The following is a 22,445-nucleotide window of genomic DNA, read 5'->3' as shown; positions in this document are numbered from 1 at the left end:
TCATGGGCCTGCCGCAACGGATCGCCGTCATCGACATCGGCAAGACCAATGCCAAGGTTGTGCTCTTCGATGCCGCACTTGGACGCGAGACCGTGCAGCATTCCTGCCGCAACAAACCCCTCACGGCTCCCTACCGCCATTTCGATACGGAGATGCTGTGGCATTTCATCCGGGAAAGCCTTGCTTCCATCGGGCGCGAAACCGGCATCGATGCGATCTCGATCACGACGCATGGCGCCTGTTTCGCCCTTCTCGACGGAAAGGGAGATCTTGCTCTTCCGGTGATGGATTACGAAGAAACCACGCCGGATGATCTGGATACGGATTATCGCGCGCTGCGGCCGCCCTTTTCCGAAACGGGCTCGCCGCGCCTGCCCATGGGGTTGAATGCCGGGGCGATGCTGTACTGGCAGTCGCGCGCCGACCGCGCGGCCTTCGCCCGTGTGAAGCACATCCTGCCCTGGCCGCAATATTGGGCCTATCGGCTGACGGGAGTGATCGCCAGCGAAGCCACCTCCCTCGGCGTGCATACCGATCTCTGGAATCCGCATGAGGGGCACTTCTCCTCGATGGTCGACCGGCTCGGCTGGGCGGGTCTCATGCCACCGATACGCGCGGCTGCGGATGTGCTCGGCGCGTTGCGGCCGGCCCTTGCGGCCGAACTCGGGCTTCCTGCCGACATTCCTGTGCATTGCGGCATTCATGATTCCAATGCATCGCTGCTGCCGCATCTCTACCAGCGCCGGTCGCCCTTTTCCGTGCTGTCCACGGGAACCTGGGTCGTCACGCTTTCGGTGGGGGGGCGGGACGTGGCGCTGGACGAGGAGCGCGACACGCTCCTCAATGTGAATGCCCTTGGTGGCAAGACCCCTTCTGCCCGTTTCATGGGCGGTCGAACATTCGAACTTCTGGCCCCGCGGGAGCCGGCCGGCATCACCGAGGCTGACCGGAAGCGGGTGCTCACGGAGCGGATCATGCTGCTGCCGTCCATCCCTTCAAAATCAGGCCCTTTTCCGCATGCGGAAGGGCGCTGGACCCGCGATCCCGGAAGCGGTGGAGAGCGGCTCTATGCGCTCTCGCTTCATCTGGCGCTGATGGCGGGCGTGACGCTCGATCTCGTGGGTGCGGAAGGGGATACCGTGGTGGAGGGGCCGTTTTCGGCCAATCCGGATTTTCTTGCGATGATTGCTGCGCTGCGCGGCCGCCATCCGGTGGTCAGCGAAGGGCGCATGACCGGGACGTCCTATGGCGCGGCGTGCCTTGCCCTCGGACCCTCCGCCATAACCGCCCCAGCGGCGGCAAAGCCTGCCCGTTCATCCGATCCCCGGCTGATTGCCTATGCGATGGACTGGCGCGTGCTGGCCGGTCACTGACAAGGAGCGACCATGACTGAAACCTTTGCTTTCCGCATGAACCTTTTTCCCGGCCAGGCCGAGGAATACAGGCGGCGCCACGATGCTCTTTGGCCGGAGCTCGCCACGCTGCTGAAGGCGGCGGGTGTTTCCGATTATTCGATCTGGCTGGATGAGGATACGAACCATCTTTTCGGGGTTCTCAAGCGGCCAAAGGATCACGGCATGGACCGGTTGCCCTTCGAACCCGTGGTACGCCGCTGGTGGGACATGATGGCCGACATCATGGAAACGGAGCCCGACAATACGCCGGTGCAGGTGCCGCTCCGCAAGATGTTTCATCTTCCCTGAACTCAGAAAGGGCGCCCCGGAGGCGCCCTTTTCAGCCGCCTTCAGGCGGTCATGGGTGTTTCCCGCATGGCCTTCAGAAGAGCGGGTCGGTTTTCTGTCACCAGGGCCTCGATGCGGGCGACCCGCTCGGGCGTGAAGTGCTGCTCCACATCCAGAACATTCACGGTGCCGATCACCTCGCCATTCTCGGAGACGGGCATGTTCAGGGCCGAATGGCAGCCAAGCGCATTGATCAGCGGATGATCGGAAAAATAGGGGGAAAAGCCGTCCGTGGTATTGGCCACGAAGGTCTTGCCGCTGTCGATCACCTGTTCGCTCCAGCCATCGCTGCGCATCGGCTTGACGCCCGAGGTGGGATATTCGGCCGGGTGAGACGTATAGGCCCGGCGGGCCAGCCTTGCCTTGCGATCAAGCACCGTAACGGTAAAGAGGCGCGCGCCGACGGCGGTGTCGATGAGTTTGTGAAGGGATGCAAAAACGGTTTGGGGATCGGAAGACATGAGCTTGGTCCTGAAACAGATTCTCTCTGGGCGGCGGGGCCGGATGCCCCGCCGCCTCATAGCCTTGGGAGGCTTTGGCTCGGTTAGTTTTTCTTGACGAGGCGATAGAAGACGAAATCCGAAATCGCGCCGTTGACGTAGCCGGAGACCTTGGCATTCATGGCCACCTGCTTGACTTCCTGGAACATGACCACGATGGGCGAGCTTTCCTGGACGGACTTCTGAATCTCTTCATAGAGCTTCAGACGCTTGGCGGAATCCTGTTCCTTCAGCGCGGCCATCGTCTTGTCGTTCAGCTCGGCCGGCGGCATCCAGGCATTGCGCCAGGTGGTGGTCGACGCATACTTGTCGTCCGCATTGTCGGCATTATGCGCGAAGGCATAGGCGTTCGAATGCGGATCCATGAAGTCCGGGCCCCAGTAGAGCAGCATGGCCTCGTGGGTACGGGCGCGATACTTGGTAATGACCTGCGAACCCGTGCCGGGGACGATCTCGAAATTGATGCCGGCCGGTGCGAAGGACTGCTGCAGGGCCTGCGCCATGTCGTTGAAGGGGTTGGCGTTGATGACGTCCATCTTGATGGTCATCGGCAGCTTGACGCCACCCTTTTCCAGAATTTCCTTGGCCTTGGCCACGTCATAGGTAAAGGGCGTATCGTTGAGCGCGCCGGGGAAACCCTTCGGCCAGAAGGCCTGGTGAATTTCCATCTGACCCTTCAGGATCGTGTCGGTCATGCCCTTGTAGTCGACCAGGTAGCGGGCCGCTTCCCAGAAAGCGGGGTTGGTCAGCGCCTCGACCTTCTGGTTGAAGGACAGCCAGTGAACGGCGGCCTGCGGATAGGTCTCCACCTTGATCGATGCATTGGTCGAGAGCCCGGCAATCTGGTCGGGCGTCAGGTTCTTGGCCAGGTCCACGTCGCCGGATTCCAGCATCAGGCGCTGGGTTGCGGCTTCGGCCACATGGCGGATCACCAGCTTCTGCATGGCCGGCGCGCCACCGTAATAGTTCGGGTTTGCCTTCATCGACAGCATTTCGGCGGGGCGGAAATTCACCAGCTCGAAGGGACCGGTGCCAGCGGAATGCTGGTTCAGCCAGGCTTTGCCCATGTCGCCATTTTCCTCATGCGACATGACCGTCTTCATGTCGACCACGGAAGCCGGGCGGGAAGCGAGTACGTTCAGAACGAAGGAAGGCGAGAAATCGCCGGTCCACTTGACGGTCACCTTGTTGCCCTCGACAGTGACCATCTGGTCCATGTTTTCGGGCGTCCAGCCGAGCTGCGTCAGGATGAAGGCCGGCGCATCGTTGAGCTTCACCACGCGCTTCCACGAGCCGGCGACATCTTCGCCGGTCAGCGGGTTGCCGGAGGTGAAGGTGACGCCATCGCGGAGCGTGAAGACGAGCGTCTTGTTGGCCGCGTCTTCCGTCCATTCGCTGGCAAGACCGGGCGCGAGCTTCGAGGGATCGGCCGCATCGTAATGCACGAGGGGATCATAGACGTTGGCGACATATTCGCCCGAGCTGAACTCATAGGCGGTCGCCGGGTCGATGGTGACGATATCGTCGATATTCTGCGCGACAACGAGCGCATCATCGGGCGTGGCGGCCAGTGCAGGCGCGGTTGCGAGCGCCAGCATGCTGACAGCAAGCGTCGTTCTGAAAATGGACATGTTCCCTCCAGTTCGTTTTTTCAGATTTTTGTCATATCCGGCCCGGAGCATCCCGCCCCGGAGCCGCCTGGACCCCCGTCGATAAGCCTATTCGGGGGTCTTGCCCAGCAAGCGCGGCGCCGTGCCCGTCCACAGGAGACGGGCTGGCCGGTCGCCGATATTGCCGAAGGAATGGGGCGTATCGCCCATGAAATGCAGGCTGTCACCCGGGTGCAGCACCATTGCGGTATCGCCCAGGGTCTGGCGCACGGTACCTTCCAGCACCATGATGAGTTCCTCGCCCGTATGGGCGGTGATTTCCGACTGATAGCCCGGCGGAATCTCGATGATCAGCGAGGACAGCGTTCCGCCGGGAAGGCTTGTCGTGATGCGTTCGTAGACAAGCGAGCTGTCCGCCAGGGAAAATCGTTCGCGTTCTCCGGCGCGGGTGACGCTGTCGCGCGGCTTCGGCGTGGCGATAAACCAGTCGATCTCCACGCCCAGCGCGGCAGCAAGGGCTGCGAGCGTGCCGAGCGAGGGGGTGGCCTTGTCGCGCTCCACCTGGCTCAGGAAGCCGACGGAAATGCCCGCCTGATCGGCAAGTGCCTGAAGCGTAAGGTCATTTTTTCGGCGAAGCTCGCGAATGCGGCTGCCGAATTGCGGGGAGTAGGGCGAGTCCGATTTTTGAAGAGGTGCGTTCATGCGAAGCCGTTCCGATATTTCTTTTGACCCTAGTAAAAATTTTTTGCTATGTCAAAAAAACTTTATGGGGGACCAATTATGACACAAAAGGGCAGGGCTCGTCTTCTCCCCCCGGGGCTGAAATCGGCCTCGGGCTTCATCCTTTCACTGGCCATGACCGGGCTGGGGCTGCTGGCGATCACTTTTTTCATTGGCCGCGTCGTGCCGATCGATCCGGTCCTGGCCGTCGTCGGCGACCGTGCCCCGCAGGCCGTCTATGAGGCGGCCAAGGAGCGCATGGGACTGAACGATCCGCTGATCCTCCAGTTCATCCACTATGTGTCGGCGATCCTGCAGGGCGATTTCGGCCTTTCCGTCAGCACGCAGCGGCCCGTCATGGAGGATATCGCCCGCTATTTCCCGGCGACGCTGGAAATGGCCACCCTCGGCATCCTGATCGGCGTGGTCATCGGCGTGCCGCTTGGCGCGCTCGCCGCCGCGCGGCAGGGAACGGTCATCGACCAGATCATTCGCGTGATCGGCCTTGCCGGTTATGCCATCCCGGCCTTCTGGCTGGGGCTGGTGGGCCTCGTCGTCTTCTATGCCAAGCTGAAATGGGTGTCCGGCCCCGGTCGGATCGACATCTTCCTCGACGGCATGGTGACGCCGGTGACCGGCCTGCTGCTGATCGACAGCCTCATTGCCGGCGATTTCGAGAGTTTCGGCAATGCGCTCAGCCATATCCTGCTGCCCGCCTCGATTCTCGGCTTCTTCAGCCTTGCCTATATCGCCCGGATGACGCGAAGTTTCATGCTCGACCAGCTGGGGCAGGAATTCATCATCACCGCCCGCGTCAAGGGCGTGCCCGCCTGGGTGATCATCTGGCGCCACGCCTTTCGGCCGATCCGGGTGCAGCTGATCACGGTCATCGGTCTTTCCTATGCGGCGCTTCTGGAAGGCTCCGTCATGGTGGAGACCGTGTTCTCCTGGCCGGGGATCGGCAATTACCTGACCACGGCGCTTCTCAATGCCGACATGAACGCGGTTCTCGGCGGCACGCTGGTCATCGGCGCCGTCTTCATCGCCATCAACAAGATCTCGGATGCGCTCTACCGCATCCTCGATCCGCGCGCCCGCTGAGGAGACGGTCCATGGCTCTTTCCCTTCTTTCCCGCGACTGGCTGCTCGACGAGAACCCGGAAACCCGGATGCAGGCCAAGTTCGGCCAGTTCTACCGCATGAGCCGGGCGCTGATGCGCAATCCGCTGGCGGTGCTCGGGCTCGTGATCATCGTCGCGCTGGTGGCGGTTGCGGCGCTCGCGCCCTGGCTTGCGCCCTATTCCCCCATTGAGGGCTCTTTGTCGAACCGGCTGCTGGCGCCCTCCGCCGCCCACTGGATGGGTACGGATGAACTCGGTCGTGACATTCTCTCGCGCGTCATCCACGGTGCCCGCATCACCCTCTACATCGTGCTTTTGGTTGCGGTTCTTTCGGCTCCCCTCGGTCTCGTGCTCGGGGCGGTCTCCGCCTATTTCGGCGGCTGGGTGGACCGGCTGCTCATGGGGATTACGGATATCTTCCTCTCCATGCCGCGTCTCATCCTGGCCCTTGCCTTCGTGGCGGCGCTGGGGCCGGGCATCGGCAATGCGGTCATCGCCATCACGATTACCGCCTGGCCGGTCTATGCCCGTATCGCGCGGGCGGAAACGCTCACCATCCGCAACAGCGACTTCATCGCAGCGGTGCGGATGCTGGGCGGCAGCCACTGGCGGATCATATCCCGGCATATCCTGCCGCTCTGCCTTTCCTCCACCATCATCCGCGTCACGCTCGACATGGCCGGCATCATCCTGACCGCTGCCGGCCTCGGCTTCATCGGTCTCGGCGCGCAGCCGCCGGCGCCGGAATGGGGCGCCATGATCTCGCGCGGACGCACCTTCATTCTCGATCAGTGGTGGGTCGCCACCATGCCGGGTTTTGCCATCGTCATCGTCAGCCTGGGCTTCTGCCTGTTCGGCGACGGCCTGCGCGATGTTCTCGATCCTCGCCAGCGGAGCAAGTAACCATGGCCCTTCTCGAAGTCGAAAACCTGAAAGTGCGCTTTCCGACCGAGCGCGGCGTTGCCGAAGTGGTCAAGGGCCTGAGCTTCTCGCTGGGGCAGGAGCGTCTCGGCATCGTCGGCGAAAGCGGATCGGGCAAGTCCATGACCGGCCGCGCCCTGCTCGGCCTTATCCCGAAGCCCGGTATCGTTACCGCCGACCGCCTGCAGTTCGATGGCATCGATCTCACCCGGCTGAACGAGCGCGCCTTCCGGAGGCTGCGCGGCGCGCGGCTGTCCATGATCCTGCAGGACCCGAAATTCTCGCTCAATCCGGTGATGACCATCGGCGAGCAGATCGGCGAGGCGCTGGCCTTTCACGGACGGCTTTCCGCCGGAGAGCGCCGCAAGAAGGTGCTTGCCATGCTTGAAGCCGTCCGCATCGCCGATCCGGAGCGGGTCTATCGCCTCTATCCGCATGAGGTTTCCGGCGGCATGGGGCAGCGCGTGATGATCGCGATGATGACCGTGCTCGAGCCGGACCTGATGATTGCCGACGAACCGACCTCCGCGCTCGATGTTTCCGTCCGCGGACAGGTGCTGGAAATCCTCGACGACCTCGTGCACCGGACCGGCATGGGCCTCATCATGATCAGCCATGACCTCAACATGGTCGCGCGCTGGTGCGACCGTATCCTCGTGATGTTCAACGGGCGGGTTGTGGAGGAATGCGCGGCCGGCAAACTGTCAGAGGCGACCCATCCCTACACGCGCGGATTGATCGCCTCGCTGCCCCGCCTTGACGAAACCCGTGAAACCCTGCCCGTCCTCGACCGGCAGAGCCTGGGAGCCCTGTGATGATCCGCATCGAAAAACTCAACGTGCATTATGGGGCCGCCCATGTGGTCCGGGATGTCTCGCTGGATATTGCAACGGGTGAAAGCTTTGCCCTGGTGGGTGAAAGCGGGTCTGGCAAATCCACCGTGCTGAAGGCGCTGGCGGGGCAGGTGCGGGACTGGAGCGGTTCGGTGGAGATGGGCGATGCCCGTCTGCAGCCGGGCGGAATAGACCGTACGCTGGTGCGGAAGGTGCAGATGGTGTTCCAGGATCCCTATGGCTCCCTGCATCCGCGCCGCACCGTCGACGATCACCTGGATGAGCCGCTGCATATTCACGGAATCGGGGACCGGGATCGCCGTATTCTGGAAATGCTGGATGCGGTCGGTCTGGCGCGCAAATTCCGCTTCCGTCTTCCCCACCAGCTGTCCGGCGGCCAGAGACAGCGCGTGGCCATTGCCCGTGCGCTGATGCTGGAGCCGGAAATCCTGCTGCTGGATGAACCCACGTCCGCCCTCGACGTATCCGTGCAGGCGGAAATCCTCAACCTTCTCAAGGGACTTCGGGCCGAACGGGGCCTGACCTTCCTGCTGGTCACCCACGACCTGCCTGTCGTCTCCTTCCTCTGTGACCGTCTCGCCGTCCTGAAGGCAGGGCAGATCCAGGAAATTGCCGAGGTGGAGCAGTTGCGGCATCGCGACCTGAAGAGTGCCTATGGGCGGGAACTGATGGCGGCTGCCGAAGGCATGGGGGCGGAGGCCGCCTAACAGGAGAGCGCAGATCCCAAGCTTTTTTGCCCTGCGGATGCGTGAGCATGCAACGAAATGCCGATTCGATGGTTTCGGTTCAGCGTTGTGAATGTTCCTGTCCTTTCTGGACTTCGCTGATGGTGACACAGCCGGCATGGCGTTTTGAAGACGTTCGCATCGATTGAAATGGCCGGTTTTCGTGGAAGCGGCTGTAATTCATGCAGTATGGCGAGCAGGTTCATGAAGTCAGGCGGACGGGATTATGTGGATATGGAGAAGGCTGAAAGGCGTTTCCGGCTTGACGAGCCGCGCTCCGCCCTGCGCGTACCGTCAGCCGAAGCCGAGGGCCTTCCTTCCTTTCGCGAATATGTGAACGCCCTCGACATACCTGCGGGCGCGCTCACGGTGGCCGGAGATTTGCTCCATGGCAATCCGGCATTGATCCGGCTCATCCAATCCTCCCGGGGAAGCGACAGGGACAGTGCGGCCGAGCCCGGTTTTCCCGAGGATGTGGTTGCCGCGCTCGACGCACTTGTGCAGCGTGCTGCTCCCGCCAGAAGCGATGCGGACATCAAGATCCGTATCGATGGAACCATGCGCAGCTTCAAGGTCGTTGCGGTTCCGTTCGGAGACCGCGAAGAACCGGTGATCGCCGTGACTTTCCATGATGTGACGCGAACCGTGCTGGTCGAACAGCAGGCGCAGCAGCTCATGCGGGAGGTGGATCACCGGGTCAAGAACACGATGGCGCTGGTCTTGTCCATTTCCAATCGTACCGCTTCCAGTGCGGACAGTCTGGACGGATTTCGCTCCGCCTTCTCGGGTCGCATACGGGCCTTGGCTGCCACGCATAATATCCTTGCTGAACGGGCCTGGTCGTCCGTCCGGCTGGCGGATATTCTTGAGACGGAATTGCGCCCCTTCGACACCGCGCTGGCAAGCCGGGTTCGTCTGACAGGGGCGGACACCGCCTTTCTGCCCCGTGCGGCCATCGCGCTCAGCCTGATCCTGCACGAGCTCATTTCCAACGCCATCCGCCATGGTGCCCTCTCCCGCGGAAGCCGGGGCGAGGTTGCGATCGACCTCACCTGTCAGCCAGGCGCGGCCTTTGCAGAGCTGAAGTGGCGGGAGCAGGGCGGCCCTGCCGTCAAACCACCGTCACGGTCGGGATTTGGCCAGGCGGTCATCCTTCGCAGCCTTCAGTATTCCCCCCATGGCGGCGCCGATCTCCATTTCCCCAGGAGCGGGGTCGAATGCACGATCCGCATTCCTGTCGAGGACTTGGCCTGACGGGCTTTTTCGGATCTTTCTGCTTCGCCGCAAATGCGAAATAAAATTACGCGCCGGCGTAAGAATAAAACATAATGCAATGGACGCCGCGCTTTTCAAGACGAGGCGTCTATGTCATGATTTCCGTGAGTGAGGCTTTTAAGTCATTGTTTTAAAAGGCTTGATGGATGACCGCAGGGAGAAGGCGGCATCCTTGCCGGGGAGGCAATCCATGTTTCAGGCAACCATGCGTTTCGCGCTCGGGGACGAGGCGGAGGCCGTTCGGGATACGGTGGAGCGGTTCGGCCGCGAGCGGCTGCAGCACCGGGCGGACGAAATCGACCGCACCAATGAATTTGCGCGGGACCTGTGGCCGGAGCTCGGCGCGTTGGGGCTGCTCGGCCTGACCGCCGATCCGGAATTCGGCGGATCGGGGCTCGGCTATCTCGCCCATGTGGTGGCGGTAGAGCAGCTGGCGCGCTTTTCCGCATCCACTTCGCTCTCCTACGGGGCGCATTCCAATCTCTGCGTGAACCAGATCAGCCGGAACGGCACGACGGAACAGAAGGCCCGCTATCTGCCGAAGCTTTGCTCCGGCGAGTATGTGGGCGCGCTCGCCATGTCCGAGCCGGGTGCCGGGTCCGATGTGGTGTCCATGAAGCTGAAGGCCGAGAAGCGCGGCGGCACCTATGTGCTGAACGGCAACAAGATGTGGATCACCAACGGCCCCGATGCGGATGTGCTGGTGGTCTATGCCAAGACCGACAGTGCGGCAGGCGCCAAGGGCATTACCGCCTTCCTGGTCGAAAAGGGCTTCAAGGGCTTTTCCACGGCGCAGAAGCTGGACAAGCTCGGCATGCGCGGCTCCAACACCTGCGAGCTGGTGTTTTCCGATTGCGAAGTGCCGGAGGAAAACGTGCTGGGTTCGGTCGGCAGCGGCGTCCGGGTGCTGATGTCCGGGCTCGACTACGAGCGGGTGGTGCTGGCCGGTATCGGCATCGGCATCATGCATGCCTGCCTGGACGTGGTCATGCCCTATGTGCATCAGCGCAAGCAGTTCGGGCAGCCGATCGGCGAGTTCCAGCTGATCCAGGCGAAGATCGCCGACATGTATACGGCGATGAATTCGGCGCGCGCCTATGTCTATGCGGTGGCTGCGGCCTGCGACCGCGGCGAGGTCACCCGTCAGGATGCGGCAGCCTGCTGCCTTTACGCATCGGAACAGGCGACCCAGCAGGCTCTGCAGGCCATCCAGGTGCTGGGCGGGAACGGCTATATCAACGACAATCCGACCGGCCGTCTGCTGCGCGATGCGAAGCTGATGGAAATCGGTGCCGGGACCTCCGAAATCCGCCGCATGCTGATCGGCCGGGAACTCTTCAAGGAGACGGACTGATGGCGGTCCTTTCGTCCTCGCACAATCCGGCCAGCGCCGAGGCGAAGGCCAACCGGGCGGCCATGGCGGAGAAGATCGCGGAGGTCCGTGCGGCCGTCGATCTCGCGCGGGCCGGGGGCGGGGCGGAGGCGCGCCAGCGGCACGAGAAGCGCGGCAAGATCCTGCCGCGCGAACGGGTGCAGCGCCTGCTCGATCCGGGTTCGCCCTTTCTCGAAATCGGCGCAACGGCAGCACATGGTCTCTATGACGGGGCGTCGCCTTCGGCGGGGATCGTCACGGGCATAGGCCGTGTCGAGGGACAGGACGTCATGATCGTTGCCAATGATGCGACGGTGAAGGGTGGCACCTATTATCCGATGACGGTCAAGAAGCATCTCCGCGCGCAGGAGATCGCGGCGGAAAACCGTCTGCCCTGCATCTATCTGGTGGATAGCGGCGGCGCGAACCTGCCCAATCAGGATGAGGTCTTTCCGGACCGGGATCATTTCGGCCGCATTTTCTACAATCAGGCGCAGATGTCGGCCGCGGGCATTCCGCAAATCGCGGCCGTGATGGGCTCCTGCACGGCGGGCGGCGCCTATGTGCCGGCCATGTCGGACGAGTCGATCATCGTCGCGAACCAGGGAACCATCTTCCTGGCCGGCCCGCCGCTGGTGAAGGCGGCAACGGGAGAAGAAGTGAGCGCCGAGGATCTCGGCGGCGGCGACGTGCACACACGGCTTTCGGGCGTGGCGGATCATCTTGCCGCCGACGATGCCCATGCGCTTCAACTGGTGCGCCGTGCGGTGGCATCGCTCAACCGCCGCAAATGCATCGATCTTGCGCTGGCCTCCCCGGAAGAGCCGCTTTACGACCCGGAGGAGATCGCCGGCATCGTCCCCGCATCGCTGACCCAGCCCTATGACATCAGGGAGGTGATCGCCCGGCTGGTGGATGGCTCGCGCTTCGAGGAGTTCAAGGCGCGCTACGGTACGACGCTGGTGACCGGCTTTGCCCATGTCATGGGCTTTCCGGTGGGGATTGTCGCCAATAATGGCGTGCTCTTTTCCGAAAGCGCGCAGAAGGGCGCCCATTTCGTGGAGCTTTGCTCGCAGCGCAAGATCCCGCTCGTCTTCCTGCAGAACATCACCGGCTTCATGGTCGGGCAGAAATATGAAGCGGAAGGGATCGCCAAGCATGGAGCCAAGCTGGTGACCGCCGTCGCCACCACGGCCGTGCCCAAGGTGACGGTTCTGGTCGGCGGGTCTTTCGGTGCCGGCAATTACGGCATGTGCGGGCGCGCCTATTCACCGCGCTTTCTCTGGACCTGGCCAAACAGCCGCATCTCCGTCATGGGCGGTCCGCAGGCGGCGGGCGTTCTCTCCACCGTCCGGCGCGAGGCGCTGGAGCGGGCGGGCAAGAGCTGGAGTGCCGAAGAAGAAGCGGCCTTCCGCCAGCCGGTCATCGACCAGTTCGAGCGGCAGGGGCATCCGCTCCATGCATCGGCGCGCCTCTGGGACGACGGTATCATCGAGCCGACGAAGACCCGGCAGGTGCTCGCCCTCAGTCTTTCCGCGGCGCTCAACGCGCCGATTGCCGAGACCCGTTTCGGCCTTTTCAGAATGTGAGGTGCGCCGTGATCCGCAAGGTTCTGATTGCCAATCGTGGTGAAATCGCCGTTCGCCTCATCCGCACCTGCCGTCGGCTGGGCGTGCAGACGGTTGCCGTCCATTCCGATGCGGACCGCGATGCACTCTTCGTCGACATGGCCGATCAGGCCGTTTCGCTCGGCGGAGAAACGGCGGCCGAAAGCTATCTGAAGGGCGGTCTGATCATCGAGGCGGCGCTTCGCACCGGCGCGGATGCCGTCCATCCCGGCTATGGCTTTCTTTCGGAAAATCCTGATTTTGCCGAAGCGGTTGCCAGAGCCGGTCTGCGCTTCATCGGCCCGCCGGCGGATGCGATCCGGGCCATGGGTTTGAAGGATGCAGCCAAGGCCGCCATGGAAAAGGCCGGCGTGCCCGTGGTGCCCGGCTATCACGGCGAGAGCCGGGATCCGTCCGCGCTGCTTCGGGAGGCGGAGCGGATCGGCTTTCCGGTGCTGATCAAGGCTCGCGCCGGCGGCGGCGGCAAGGGCATGCGTCGCGTGGAGACGCCAGAAGCCTTTCCGGCCGCGCTTGAAAGCGCCGAGCGGGAGGCCAAGGCGAGCTTCGGCGATCCGGCCTGCCTGATCGAGAAATATGTCTCCCATCCCCGCCACATCGAAATTCAGGTTTTTGCCGACGATCATGGCAATGTGGTCCATCTGTTCGAACGCGACTGTTCCGCCCAGCGCCGGCATCAGAAGGTCATCGAAGAGGCGCCGGCACCCGGCATGACGCTGGAGATGCGCGAGGCGATGGGCGCCGCGGCCGTGCGGGCGGCGCGTGCCATCGGCTATTCCGGTGCCGGAACGGTCGAATTCATCGCCGATGCCTCGGAGGGGCTTCGCATGGACCGGTTCTGGTTCATGGAAATGAACACCCGTCTGCAGGTCGAACACCCGGTCACGGAAGCCATCACCGGCATTGATCTGGTCGAGTGGCAGCTGCGCGTCGCCTCCGGCGAGCCTTTGCCCTTGCGGCAAGAGGCACTTGCCATTTCGGGATGGGCCTTCGAGGCCCGGCTTTACGCCGAAAACCCGTCGAAGGGCTTCCTGCCGTCGACCGGCCAGATCCGGCATTTGCGCCTGCCGGACGAAACGGCCCGCGTGGACAGCGGGGTGTGTGCCGGAGACCGGATCAGCCCCTTCTACGATCCGATGATCGCGAAGATCATCGTGCATGCGGAAGATCGCGACGCGGCCCTCGAAAAGCTTGCCCGTGCGCTCGACCGGACCGATGTTTCGGGCGTCGAAACCAATGCGCGCTTTCTTGCCCGGCTCGCCCGCCAGCCCGACTTTGCCGCCGGCAATCCGGATACGGGATTGATTGCCCGCCATGCCGATGCACTGGTCGGCAGTGATCCCTCGACGCCGCTTGCCCGCGCCCTTGGAGCAATTTTCGCTGCCGGTCTGGATGCCTCCGGCGAGGGACCGGACCCCTGGTCGCAGCGCTCGGGTTTCCGCCTGTTCGGACAGGCGGAGGAGGTGGTTGTCCTGGAGGAAGAGGGCGCGATCCATACCGTCCGGCTGACCCGGACGGGCGAGCGGCAGTGGGCGGCACGGGAGGAGGGCGCACCCTTGTCGTTCCGCCTGATCCCGCTTGCGCCCGGCGTTTTCCGCGTTGACGCCGAAGGGGCAAGCACCCAGCTGATGCTCTTTCGGGATGGTGAGGGCGCGGATATCCGCATGGAGGGCCGCAGCCATCGCTTCCGCCTGCATGATCCGGTGCCCGATACCGCTGCACAGGCCGGGGGCAACAGCGTGCGCGCGCCCATGCCGGGTTTGATCAAGCATCTTGCCGTGTCGGTCGGTCAGTCCGTAAAGACCGGCGACCCCGTGATCGTGATGGAGGCGATGAAGATGGAGCTCTCGCTCTCCGCGCCGATGGACGGGCGGATTTCCGCCATCCATGCGGATCTGCGCCAGCAGGTGGCCGAGGGGACGTTGCTCGTCGAGATCGAGGCCGAGGAGGGAGCGGCATCGCATGGGTGATTTCGTCCTGATCCATGAAATGGCACCGCGTGACGGCTTGCAGAACGAAAAGCGGCTCATTCCGGCTGCCGACAAGATCAGGCTGGTCGATCTTCTCTCGGAATGCGGCTTTCCGCGCATTGAGGTCACCAGCTTCGTGCGGGCCGACTGGGTGCCACAGATGGCGGACGCCGCCGAAGTGATGGCCGGCATTCACCGACGGGAAGGCACGGCCTATACGGTTCTCACGCCCAATCTGCGCGGCTTCGAAGGCGCGCTTGCCGCCCGGGCTGACGGGGTTGCCGTCTTTGCTGCCGCGTCCGAGAGCTTCAGCCGGAAGAACATCAACTGCTCCATTGCCGAAAGCATCGAGCGGTTTCGTCCTGTTTTGCTCGCGGCGCGGTCGGCGGGCATTCCGGTGCGGGGCTATGTCTCCTGCGTCACGGACTGCCCCTATGAGGGTGAGATCGCACCGCAAGCCGTGGCGCATGTGGCAGAAGCGCTCGCCGCACTCGGCTGCCATGAAATCTCGCTTGGCGATACGCTCGGCCGCGCCGTGCCCGACCGCACCGCTGCCATGCTGGAGGCGGTGCTCGGAGGCGTCGATGCGGGCATGCTCGCCGGGCATTTTCACGATACCGGCGGATGCGCGCTCGAGAATATCGGGGTCGCGCTCGACAAGGGGCTGCGCGTTTTCGACAGTTCGGCAGGCGGGCTCGGCGGATGTCCCTATGCGCCCGGGGCCGAGGGCAATGTCGCCTCCGGCGCGGTGGTGGATTATCTCGCGGCGCGAGGCTTCGAAACCGGGATCGACCGGGCAGCACTCGCCCGGGCGGAAGCCTTTGCCAGCAGCCTGAAGGGAGCGGCCCATGAGCTTTGAGACCATAAGGTTCGACACGGATCATCGCGGGATTGCGAGCATCACGCTCGACCGGCCCGAAAAACACCATGCGCTCAACGAGGCGATGATGCGGGAGCTGATCGCCGTCGCCGACCGGGTCGAAACGGATGCGTCCATCCGTGCGGTGGTGCTGCGCGCAGAGGGCCGCAGCTTCTGTGCCGGTGGCGATCTTGGCTGGATGCGGGAACAGGCCGGGCTCGACCGGGCCGGCAAGATGGAGGGCGCCCGCCTGCTCGCCCGCATGCTGCAGCGGCTGGACGCGCTTCCGGTGCCCCTCATTGCCCGGGTGCAGGGCAATGCCTTCGGCGGGGGGCTCGGCATGATGGCGGTGGCGGATATCGTGATTGCCGCAGATCAGGCGAGCTTTGCCCTGACCGAAACAAAATTGGGTCTCATTCCCGCGACCATCGGCCCCTATGTGGTGCGCCGGATCGGGGAGGGCCATGCGCGCCGTATCTTCCTGAATGCGGGGCGGTTCGGCGCAGCGGATGCGTTGCGGATGGGCCTTCTCTCCCGGGTCACCGGCGCGGACGGCCTCGATCAGGCGGTCGAGGAGGAGGTGGCAAGCCTTCTCGATTGCGCACCGGGTGCGGTTGCCGATGCGAAGCGCCTTGTCCGCATGTTGGCGCGGGGCGAGGCGGAGGATCCGGTTGCGGCCAGCATCGAGGCGCTTGCGGATCGGTGGGAGAGCGACGAGGCAAGGGAGCGGATCGCGCGGTTTCTCGCCAAGGCCTGAGTGATACAGCGGAACGCTCCGGATTGCTTGCCCGGGTTGCCCCGGTCAGACTGGGCTATTGCCATGCGTTTCGCTTCGGGGCTAACTCACAGGGGATGCCACCGGCGCCAGAGCCGGTCTGTTGGCAGGAGGAAGGACTTCAACATTCATGGATGACAAGGATCTCGCGCTTCTGAAAGCGCTGCAATCCAATGCCCGCCTGACCTCCATCGAGCTTGCGGACATGGTTCACCTTTCCCCGTCTCCTGTCCAGCGGCGGCAAAAGCAGCTGGAGCGGGATGGGGTGATCCAGTCCTATGTGACGCTGCTCGACCAGGAAAAGCTCGGTCTCAAGGTCAGCGTCTTCGTTTCCGTGCAGCTCGTCAGCCAGGATGACGAGAATATTTCCTCCTTCGAGCGGGATATCGCCACCGTTCCCCAGGTGATGGAATGCTACCTGATGACCGGCGACTACGATTATCTGCTGCGCGTCGTCACCCGCGATCTCAACGAGTTCGAGGATCTTCTGCGCTCCCGGTTGATCAAGATGAAGCAGGTGAAATCCATCCGCTCCAGCTCGGCGCTCCGCCGGGTCGTCTACAAGACAGCCCTGCCGATCGGCTGACCGGCAAGGCCTCTCCTTACATGTGCAGCCCGTGGCCGAGGGCTGCCATGGCCGCTTCGGGGAAGGCTTCCGACAGGGTCGGATGGGCATGGATCGTGCCCGCCACATCCTCCAGCCGGGCACCCATTTCGATGGCGAGTGCGAAGGCGGCCGAGAGTTCCGACACATGGTCGCCGACCGCCTGGATGCCAAGAACCAGATGATTGTCCGCGCGGGCGACGATCCGCACGAATCCCTCTTCAGCCCCCAGCGTCATGGCCCGGCCATTGGCCTGGAAGGGGAACTGGCCGGTGACCGTTTCCAGCCCTTGTGCCTTCGCCTCATCCGGCGTCAGGCCGGCGCTCACCACTTCCGGTGAGGAGAAGCAGACGGCCGGAATGACGCGCTTGTCGAAGCTGCGGGGCTTCCCGGCCACCAGTTCCGCGACCATTTCCCCCTGCGCCATCGCCCGGTGGGCGAGCATGGGTTCGCCTGTCACGTCGCCGATGGCGTAAAGACCGCGCATGGAGGTGCGGCATTTCTCGTCGATGCGGATAAAGGGGCCGCTCATGTCGAGAACGAGCTCTTCCCGGCCCCAGCCCTCGGTCACCGGCTTGCGGCCAACGGTGACAAGCACCTTCTCGGAACGGATTTCGCGTGGGCGGCCATCGCTGCCCTCGACGGTCACCCGTCCGTTCGCATCGCCGTCCTTGACGCGCGTGCCGGTCAACACGGTGACGCCAAGCGCGGCCAGACGCTTCTCCACCGGACGGACCAGGGTCGGGTCGTAAAGGGGCAGGATTCGCGGCTGAGCCTCGACGAGCGTCACCTTCGCACCGAGTTTGGCGAAGGCCGTCCCGAGCTCGACGCCGATATAGCCGCCGCCGATGACGGTGAGGCTCTCCGGAACCTTATCTAGCGAGAGGGCTTCGGTGGAAGATATCACCGCTCCGCCGAAGGGCAGCATGGGCAGTTCCACCGGTGTCGAACCGGTGGCGATGATCGTGTTTTCCGCATGGATGACCTGGGTTCCGGTTTCGGTTTCCACCGCCACCGTCTTGCCGTCGCGGAAGCGCGCATGGCCGATCACCGTCTTCACACCCGCCTTTTTCAGCAGGCCCGCAACCCCATTGGTGAGCCGGTTGACGATGCCGGATTTCCAGGCTTGCGTCATGGTAAAGTCGAGGGTGGGCCGAGCATGGCCGAGGCCGTAGGGGGAGGGCTTTTCCGAGCGGCGAAGTGCTGCGTGAAACTCCTCCGCCGCATGGATCAGCGCCTTTGACGGGATACAGCCGATGTTCAGGCAGGTGCCGCCGGGGCGAGCCTTTTCCACGATCACCGTATCGATGCCGAGCTGGCCGGCGCGGATTGCGGCCACATAGCCGCCCGGTCCCGCGCCGATCACCAGAAGCCTGCAATGGATCTCTTTCATGTCAGTCCTCGACGAAAATCATGGCCGGGTTTTCAAGCAGCGCCTTGATGCGCTGGATGAAAGTGGCGGCGTCATAGCCGTCGATCACGCGGTGATCGAAGCTGGAAGAGAGGTTCATCATCTTGCGCGGCACGAATTGGGTTCCGTCCCAGTGGGGGCGGACCGCCATCTTGTTGACGCCGATGATCGCCACTTCCGGATGGTTGATGACGGGGGTGGAAACGATGCCGCCGAGCGCACCGAGCGACGAGATGGTGATGGTGGAGCCGGAAAGCTCTTCCCTGAGCGCGGTGCCCGTGCGGGCGGCCTCGCTGAGGCGGACCATCTCGCGGGCGCAATCATGGATGTCGCGCGCCTCCGCGTGGCGCACCACCGGTACCATCAGGCCGGTCGGCGTCTGGGCGGCGATCCCGATATGGACCCCGCCATGCTGGCGGATGATCCCGGCCTCGTCATCATAGATCGCGTTGAAGATCGGCTGGTCGGCAATCGCCTTCACCATGGCGCGCATCAGGAAGGGCAGAAGCGTGAGCTTCACCCGGCCGGGCTTCAGGCTGCGGTTCATGCCGGCGCGCAGCTCTTCCAGCGCCGTCATGTCCACCTCGTCCACATAGGTGATATGGGGAATGCGGCTCTTCGAGCGGCTCATCTGTTCGGCAATGCGGCGGCGCAGGCCCGCCATGCGGATTTCCTTGACCGAGGTGTCGGCTCTCAGACCGCCGGTCTGGGTTGGCGCCGGTCCTTCGGACAGAAAGAGATCGAGGTCTTCGTGGGTGGTGCGCCCTGCCGGACCTGTTCCCGGAACCTGGCGAAGATCGATGCCCGCTTCGCGCGCCCGAAGGCGGACGGCGGGAGAGGCAAGCGGCTTTTCGCCTTCCGTGCGTGGCGCGCCCGGCAGATGGGCGCTGCGGGCAACCGGCACGGCGGGAGCCGCGGCCACCGGCCTGGAGGTGGGCAGGCGGTCGGGGGCGGCGTTCTCCGGGGCCACGGCCTGCGGTTTCGGCTGCGGTGCGGGGGCTGGCTTTCCCGTTGCCGCATCAGGCGCGATTGCGGGTGCCTCGGAAGAGGCCTCTTCCTCGCCGTCGCCCGCATGCTCGATCTTCAGGATCGGCGTGCCGACGGGCACCATCTCGCCGATCGCAGGGCCGATCCAGGTGATCTTGCCTTCGACGGGGGAGGGGATTTCCACCGTTGCCTTGCCGGTCATCACGGCGGTCAGCACATCGTCCTCGCGGACGAGGTCGCCGGGCTTCACATGCCATTCGACGATTTCCGCCTCGGCGACACCTTCGCCCACATCGGGCATCTTGATCGTTTGTATCGCCATGATCAGGCCTCCATCATGTCCTTGAGCGCCTGGCCCACACGGGCCGGGCCGGGGAAGTAGTCCCATTCCTGCGCATGCGGATAGGGCGTATCCCAGCCGGCCACGCGGGTGACGGGTGCTTCCAGATTGTAGAAGCAGTGCTCCTGCACCAGCGCGGCCAACTCACCGCCGAAGCCGGAGGTCAGGGTTGCCTCGTGCAGGACCATGCAGCGGCCGGTCTTCGTGACCGAGCGGATGATACTGTCGAGATCGAGCGGCAGGAGCGTCCGGAGATCGATGATCTCCGCATCGATGCCGGTTTCCTCGGCAGCGGCCATGGCGACGTGCACCATGGTCCCATAGGTGACGATGGTGACGGCGGAACCCTCGCGGGCAATGGCGGCCTCGCCGAGCGGCACGACGAAATGGCCGTCCGGCACTTCGGCGGCGGGATGGCCGGCCCAGGGCGTGACAGGGCGGTCGTGATGGCCGTCGAAGGGGCCGTTATAGAGGCGCTTCGGCTCGAGGAAGATCACCGGATCGGGATCTTCGATGGAGGCTATGAGAAGCCCTTTCGCGTCATAGGGAGTAGACGGGACGACGACCTTCAGTCCGCAGACATGGGTGAAGAGCGCTTCCGGGCTCTGGCTGTGGGTCTGGCCACCGAAAATGCCTCCGCCGGTCGGCATGCGCACGACCATGGGACAGGTGAACTGGTGGTTGGAGCGATAGCGCATGCGGGCCGCTTCCTGGGTCAGCTGGTCATAGGCCGGATACATGTAATCGGCGAACTGGATCTCGACGCAGGGCTTCAAGCCGTAGGCGGCCATGCCGATCGCCGCGCCGACGATGCCGGATTCGGAAATCGGCGCGTCGAAACAGCGGGTACGGCCATATTTCTGCTGGAGGCCCTGCGTGCAGCGGAAAACGCCGCCGAAATAGCCGACATCCTCCCCGAAGACGACCACCCGGTCGTCCCGTTCCATGGTGACATCCATGGCGCTGCGGATGGCTTCGATCATGGTCATGCGTGGCATGGGTCAGACTCCCGCCTGCTGGCGCTGGCGTTTCAGGTGCGGCGGCATCTCGGCATAGACGTCCTCGAACATGTCGCGGGCGGAGGGCTTGCCGCCGGCATGGAGGGTGCCGTGCTTTTCCGCCTCCTTTTGCGCCGCGATCACCTCGTCGCGGATCTCCGCTTCGAGCTGCCGGTGCCGGTCCTCGTTCCAGAGGCCGCGTACGATCAGGTGATTCTTCAGCCGGAGGATCGGATCGCCCAGCGGCCAGGCGCCGGATTCCTCCTTCGGGCGATAGGCGGAGGGATCGTCCGAGGTGGAGTGCGCACCGGCGCGATAGGTCACGTGCTCGATCAGCGTCGGTCCGCCATTGCGGCGGGCGCGGTTGGCGGCCCAGAGCGAGGCGGCGTGCACGGCAAGATAGTCGTTGCCGTCCACCCGAAGCGCCGGGATGCCGAAGCCGAGGCCGCGGGCGGCGAAGGTGCCGGACCCGCCGCGGGCAATGCCCTGGAAGGTGGAGATGGCCCACTGATTGTTGACGATGTTGAGGATGACCGGCGCGCGATAGGTGGAGGCAAAGACGAGTGCGGCATGGAAATCGGAGGCCGCCGTCGAGCCGTCGCCGATCCAGGCGGAGGCGATTTCGGTGCCTTGGCGGATGGCAGACGCCATGGCCCAGCCGACAGCCTGAATATACTGGGTGCCGAGATTGCCGGAGACCGAGAAGAAGCCATGGCTGCGGGCCGAATAGAGCACCGGCAGCTGCCGCCCCTTCAGCGGGTCGGCATCGTTCGAATAGATCTGGTTCATCATGTCGACCATGGGATAGTCGCCGGCAATCAGCAGGCCCGCCTGACGGTAGGTCGGGAAGTTCATGTCGCCGGGTTTCAGCGCCCGCTGGAAGGCGCAGGAAATGGCCTCCTCGCCCAGATGCTGCATGTAGAAGGAGGTCTTGCCCTGGCGTTGCGCCATCAGCATGCGCTGGTCGAAGGCGCGCAGCATCATCATGTGGCGGAGCCCGGTGAGAATATCCTCATCGGTGAGCGATCCCGCCCAGGGGCCGATGGCCTCGCCCTCCGGGTTGAGCACGCGGATGATGGAATAGGCGAGATCGCGCATGGTCTCGGCAGCCGCGTCCTCCGGCGGGCGACGGACGGACCCGGCTTCGGGAATGTCCACCTTCGAGAAATCGGGCTTGCCGCCCGGTCTCACCTCGGGTTCGGGCACATGCAGGCTCAGGCGCTCGTTCATGGGCATCGTTCTTCCTCCTCCCGCGTCTTCCCGAGGGATCAACGCGCTGCCATGCGAAGCGCTCCGTCAAGGCGGATGACGGAGCCGTTCAGCATGGGGTTTTCAATGATTTCGATGGCGAGCCGGGCATATTCTTCGGGTCGCCCGAGCCTTTGCGGAAAGGGCACGGACTGGCCGAGCGCCGCCTGCACCTCTGCCGAAAAGCCCGCCATCATGGGTGTTTCGAAAATGCCGGGTGCGATGGTCATCATGCGGATGCCGAACCGTGCGAGCTCGCGGGCAATCGGCAGGGTCATGCCGGCAACCGCCGCCTTGGAGGCCGCATAGGCTGCCTGGCCGATCTGGCCCTCGAAGGCCGCGACCGAGGCCGTGGAGATGAGCACGCCCCGTTCTCCGTCATCCAGCGGCTCGTTCTTTTCCATCAGGGCGGCGGCATGGCGAATGAGGTTGAAGGTGCCGGTGACGTTGATCGCAAGCGCCCGCTCGAAGCTTGGCAGGCCGTGCGGGCCGGCGCGGCCGAGCACGCGTTCCGAAGGGGCAATGCCCGCACAGGCAATCGCGCCGCGGAGCGGCCCGAGCGCGGACATGCCGGCCGCAAGCGCATTGCTGAGGGCCACGTCCTCGGTGACGTCCGCAGCGGCGAACAACGCGCCTTCCCCCAGTGCCGTCGCAAGGGCTTCGCCGGCTTCAGGGTTGCGATCGATCAGCGTGACCTTGCCGCCCCGCTGTACGATCCGCCGCGCCGTCGCCGCCCCGAGGCCGGAGGCCGCACCGGTGATCGCAAAGTGATGTCCTTCGATCTGCAT

Annotated in this window: 21 protein-coding genes; 13 read left to right on the top strand and 8 right to left on the bottom strand. The window is 64.1% G+C overall.

Features of this window, described 5'->3' with window-relative positions; genetic code table 11:
- The first annotated feature begins 2 nt into the window (after positions 1-2).
- Together ACT54B_RS20895 and rhaM are read left to right on the top strand one after the other, a co-directional pair.
- Positions 3-1,373, top strand: a complete 1,371-nt coding sequence (locus ACT54B_RS20895) for an FGGY-family carbohydrate kinase (protein ID WP_476047828.1) — start codon at positions 3-5, stop codon at positions 1,371-1,373.
- A gap of 12 nt (positions 1,374-1,385) precedes the next feature.
- On the top strand, positions 1,386-1,703 hold the full coding sequence (gene rhaM, locus ACT54B_RS20890; RefSeq protein ID WP_476047827.1) for an L-rhamnose mutarotase: 318 nt from the start codon (positions 1,386-1,388) through the stop codon (positions 1,701-1,703).
- 41 nt (positions 1,704-1,744) lie between these two features.
- On the opposite strand, the gene ACT54B_RS20885 is transcribed toward rhaM, so the two are convergent.
- The 3 genes from ACT54B_RS20885 to ACT54B_RS20875 form a co-directional block, all read right to left on the bottom strand.
- A complete protein-coding gene (locus ACT54B_RS20885; protein ID WP_476047825.1) occupies positions 1,745-2,203 on the bottom strand; it encodes a GAF domain-containing protein in 459 nt (152 codons plus the stop codon).
- Between the two features lie 83 nt (positions 2,204-2,286).
- On the bottom strand, positions 2,287-3,873 hold the full coding sequence (locus ACT54B_RS20880; protein ID WP_476047824.1) for an ABC transporter substrate-binding protein: 1,587 nt from the start codon (positions 3,871-3,873) through the stop codon (positions 2,287-2,289).
- 87 nt (positions 3,874-3,960) lie between these two features.
- Positions 3,961-4,554, bottom strand: a complete 594-nt coding sequence (locus ACT54B_RS20875; protein WP_476047822.1) for a helix-turn-helix domain-containing protein — start codon at positions 4,552-4,554, stop codon at positions 3,961-3,963.
- Between the two features lie 78 nt (positions 4,555-4,632).
- Here ACT54B_RS20875 and ACT54B_RS20870 point away from each other — a divergent pair, with 78 nt between their 5' ends.
- The 11 genes from ACT54B_RS20870 to ACT54B_RS20820 all read left to right on the top strand — a co-directional run bounded on the left by ACT54B_RS20870 (position 4,633) and on the right by ACT54B_RS20820 (position 16,655).
- On the top strand, positions 4,633-5,673 hold the full coding sequence (locus tag ACT54B_RS20870) for an ABC transporter permease (protein ID WP_476047820.1): 1,041 nt from the start codon (positions 4,633-4,635) through the stop codon (positions 5,671-5,673).
- An 11-nt stretch (positions 5,674-5,684) separates the two neighbouring features.
- Positions 5,685-6,596 (top strand): ABC transporter permease, encoded by a 912-nt coding sequence (locus ACT54B_RS20865; protein ID WP_476047818.1) that lies wholly within the window; start codon positions 5,685-5,687, stop codon positions 6,594-6,596.
- A 2-nt stretch (positions 6,597-6,598) separates the two neighbouring features.
- Positions 6,599-7,429, top strand: a complete 831-nt coding sequence (locus tag ACT54B_RS20860) for an ABC transporter ATP-binding protein (protein WP_476047816.1) — start codon at positions 6,599-6,601, stop codon at positions 7,427-7,429.
- Positions 7,429-8,175, top strand: a complete 747-nt coding sequence (locus ACT54B_RS20855; RefSeq protein WP_476047815.1) for an ABC transporter ATP-binding protein — start codon at positions 7,429-7,431, stop codon at positions 8,173-8,175. The genes ACT54B_RS20860 and ACT54B_RS20855 overlap by 1 nt, the downstream gene beginning before the upstream one ends.
- Positions 8,176-8,397: 222 nt before the next feature.
- Entirely contained in the window at positions 8,398-9,447 is a 1,050-nt protein-coding gene (locus ACT54B_RS20850; protein ID WP_476047813.1) for a sensor histidine kinase, read from the top strand.
- Positions 9,448-9,673: 226 nt separating this feature from the next.
- On the top strand, positions 9,674-10,822 hold the full coding sequence (locus ACT54B_RS20845) for an isovaleryl-CoA dehydrogenase (protein WP_476047901.1): 1,149 nt from the start codon (positions 9,674-9,676) through the stop codon (positions 10,820-10,822).
- The gene (locus tag ACT54B_RS20840; protein ID WP_476047811.1) at positions 10,822-12,429 is read left to right on the top strand and encodes a carboxyl transferase domain-containing protein; all 1,608 of its coding nucleotides are present in this window, start codon (positions 10,822-10,824) and stop codon (positions 12,427-12,429) included. Before ACT54B_RS20845 ends, ACT54B_RS20840 begins: the two co-directional genes overlap by 1 nt.
- An 8-nt stretch (positions 12,430-12,437) precedes the next feature.
- Positions 12,438-14,435, top strand: a complete 1,998-nt coding sequence (locus tag ACT54B_RS20835) for an acetyl/propionyl/methylcrotonyl-CoA carboxylase subunit alpha (RefSeq protein WP_476047809.1) — start codon at positions 12,438-12,440, stop codon at positions 14,433-14,435.
- Positions 14,428-15,294 (top strand): hydroxymethylglutaryl-CoA lyase, encoded by an 867-nt coding sequence (locus ACT54B_RS20830; protein ID WP_476047807.1) that lies wholly within the window; start codon positions 14,428-14,430, stop codon positions 15,292-15,294. Before ACT54B_RS20835 ends, ACT54B_RS20830 begins: the two co-directional genes overlap by 8 nt.
- On the top strand, positions 15,284-16,051 hold the full coding sequence (locus tag ACT54B_RS20825; RefSeq protein WP_476047805.1) for an enoyl-CoA hydratase-related protein: 768 nt from the start codon (positions 15,284-15,286) through the stop codon (positions 16,049-16,051). Before ACT54B_RS20830 ends, ACT54B_RS20825 begins: the two co-directional genes overlap by 11 nt.
- 148 nt (positions 16,052-16,199) lie before the next feature.
- Positions 16,200-16,655, top strand: a complete 456-nt coding sequence (locus tag ACT54B_RS20820; RefSeq protein WP_476047803.1) for an Lrp/AsnC family transcriptional regulator — start codon at positions 16,200-16,202, stop codon at positions 16,653-16,655.
- A gap of 16 nt (positions 16,656-16,671) precedes the next feature.
- Here ACT54B_RS20820 and lpdA read toward each other — a convergent pair whose 3' ends face one another.
- From lpdA to ACT54B_RS20795, 5 genes are read right to left on the bottom strand one after another with little or no spacing between them, the layout of a single operon-like run.
- Positions 16,672-18,066: a dihydrolipoyl dehydrogenase gene (lpdA, locus tag ACT54B_RS20815; RefSeq protein ID WP_476047801.1), complete on the bottom strand. Its 1,395-nt coding sequence runs from the start codon at positions 18,064-18,066 to the stop codon at positions 16,672-16,674.
- A 1-nt stretch (position 18,067) separates the two neighbouring features.
- Positions 18,068-19,393: a dihydrolipoamide acetyltransferase family protein gene (locus tag ACT54B_RS20810; protein WP_476047800.1), complete on the bottom strand. Its 1,326-nt coding sequence runs from the start codon at positions 19,391-19,393 to the stop codon at positions 18,068-18,070.
- Positions 19,394-19,395: 2 nt separating this feature from the next.
- Complete coding sequence (locus tag ACT54B_RS20805; RefSeq protein WP_476047798.1) at positions 19,396-20,409, bottom strand: alpha-ketoacid dehydrogenase subunit beta; 1,014 nt, start codon at positions 20,407-20,409, stop codon at positions 19,396-19,398.
- Positions 20,410-20,412: 3 nt separating this feature from the next.
- Positions 20,413-21,645 (bottom strand): thiamine pyrophosphate-dependent enzyme, encoded by a 1,233-nt coding sequence (locus ACT54B_RS20800; RefSeq protein WP_476047796.1) that lies wholly within the window; start codon positions 21,643-21,645, stop codon positions 20,413-20,415.
- Between the two features lie 32 nt (positions 21,646-21,677).
- Entirely contained in the window at positions 21,678-22,445 is a 768-nt protein-coding gene (locus tag ACT54B_RS20795) for an SDR family NAD(P)-dependent oxidoreductase (RefSeq protein WP_476047795.1), read from the bottom strand.

This window comes from Gellertiella sp. DMC107, from assembly GCF_056313605.1.
Note: the sequence above shows the minus strand (reverse complement) of the source record. Positions and strands in the feature narration are given on the sequence as shown.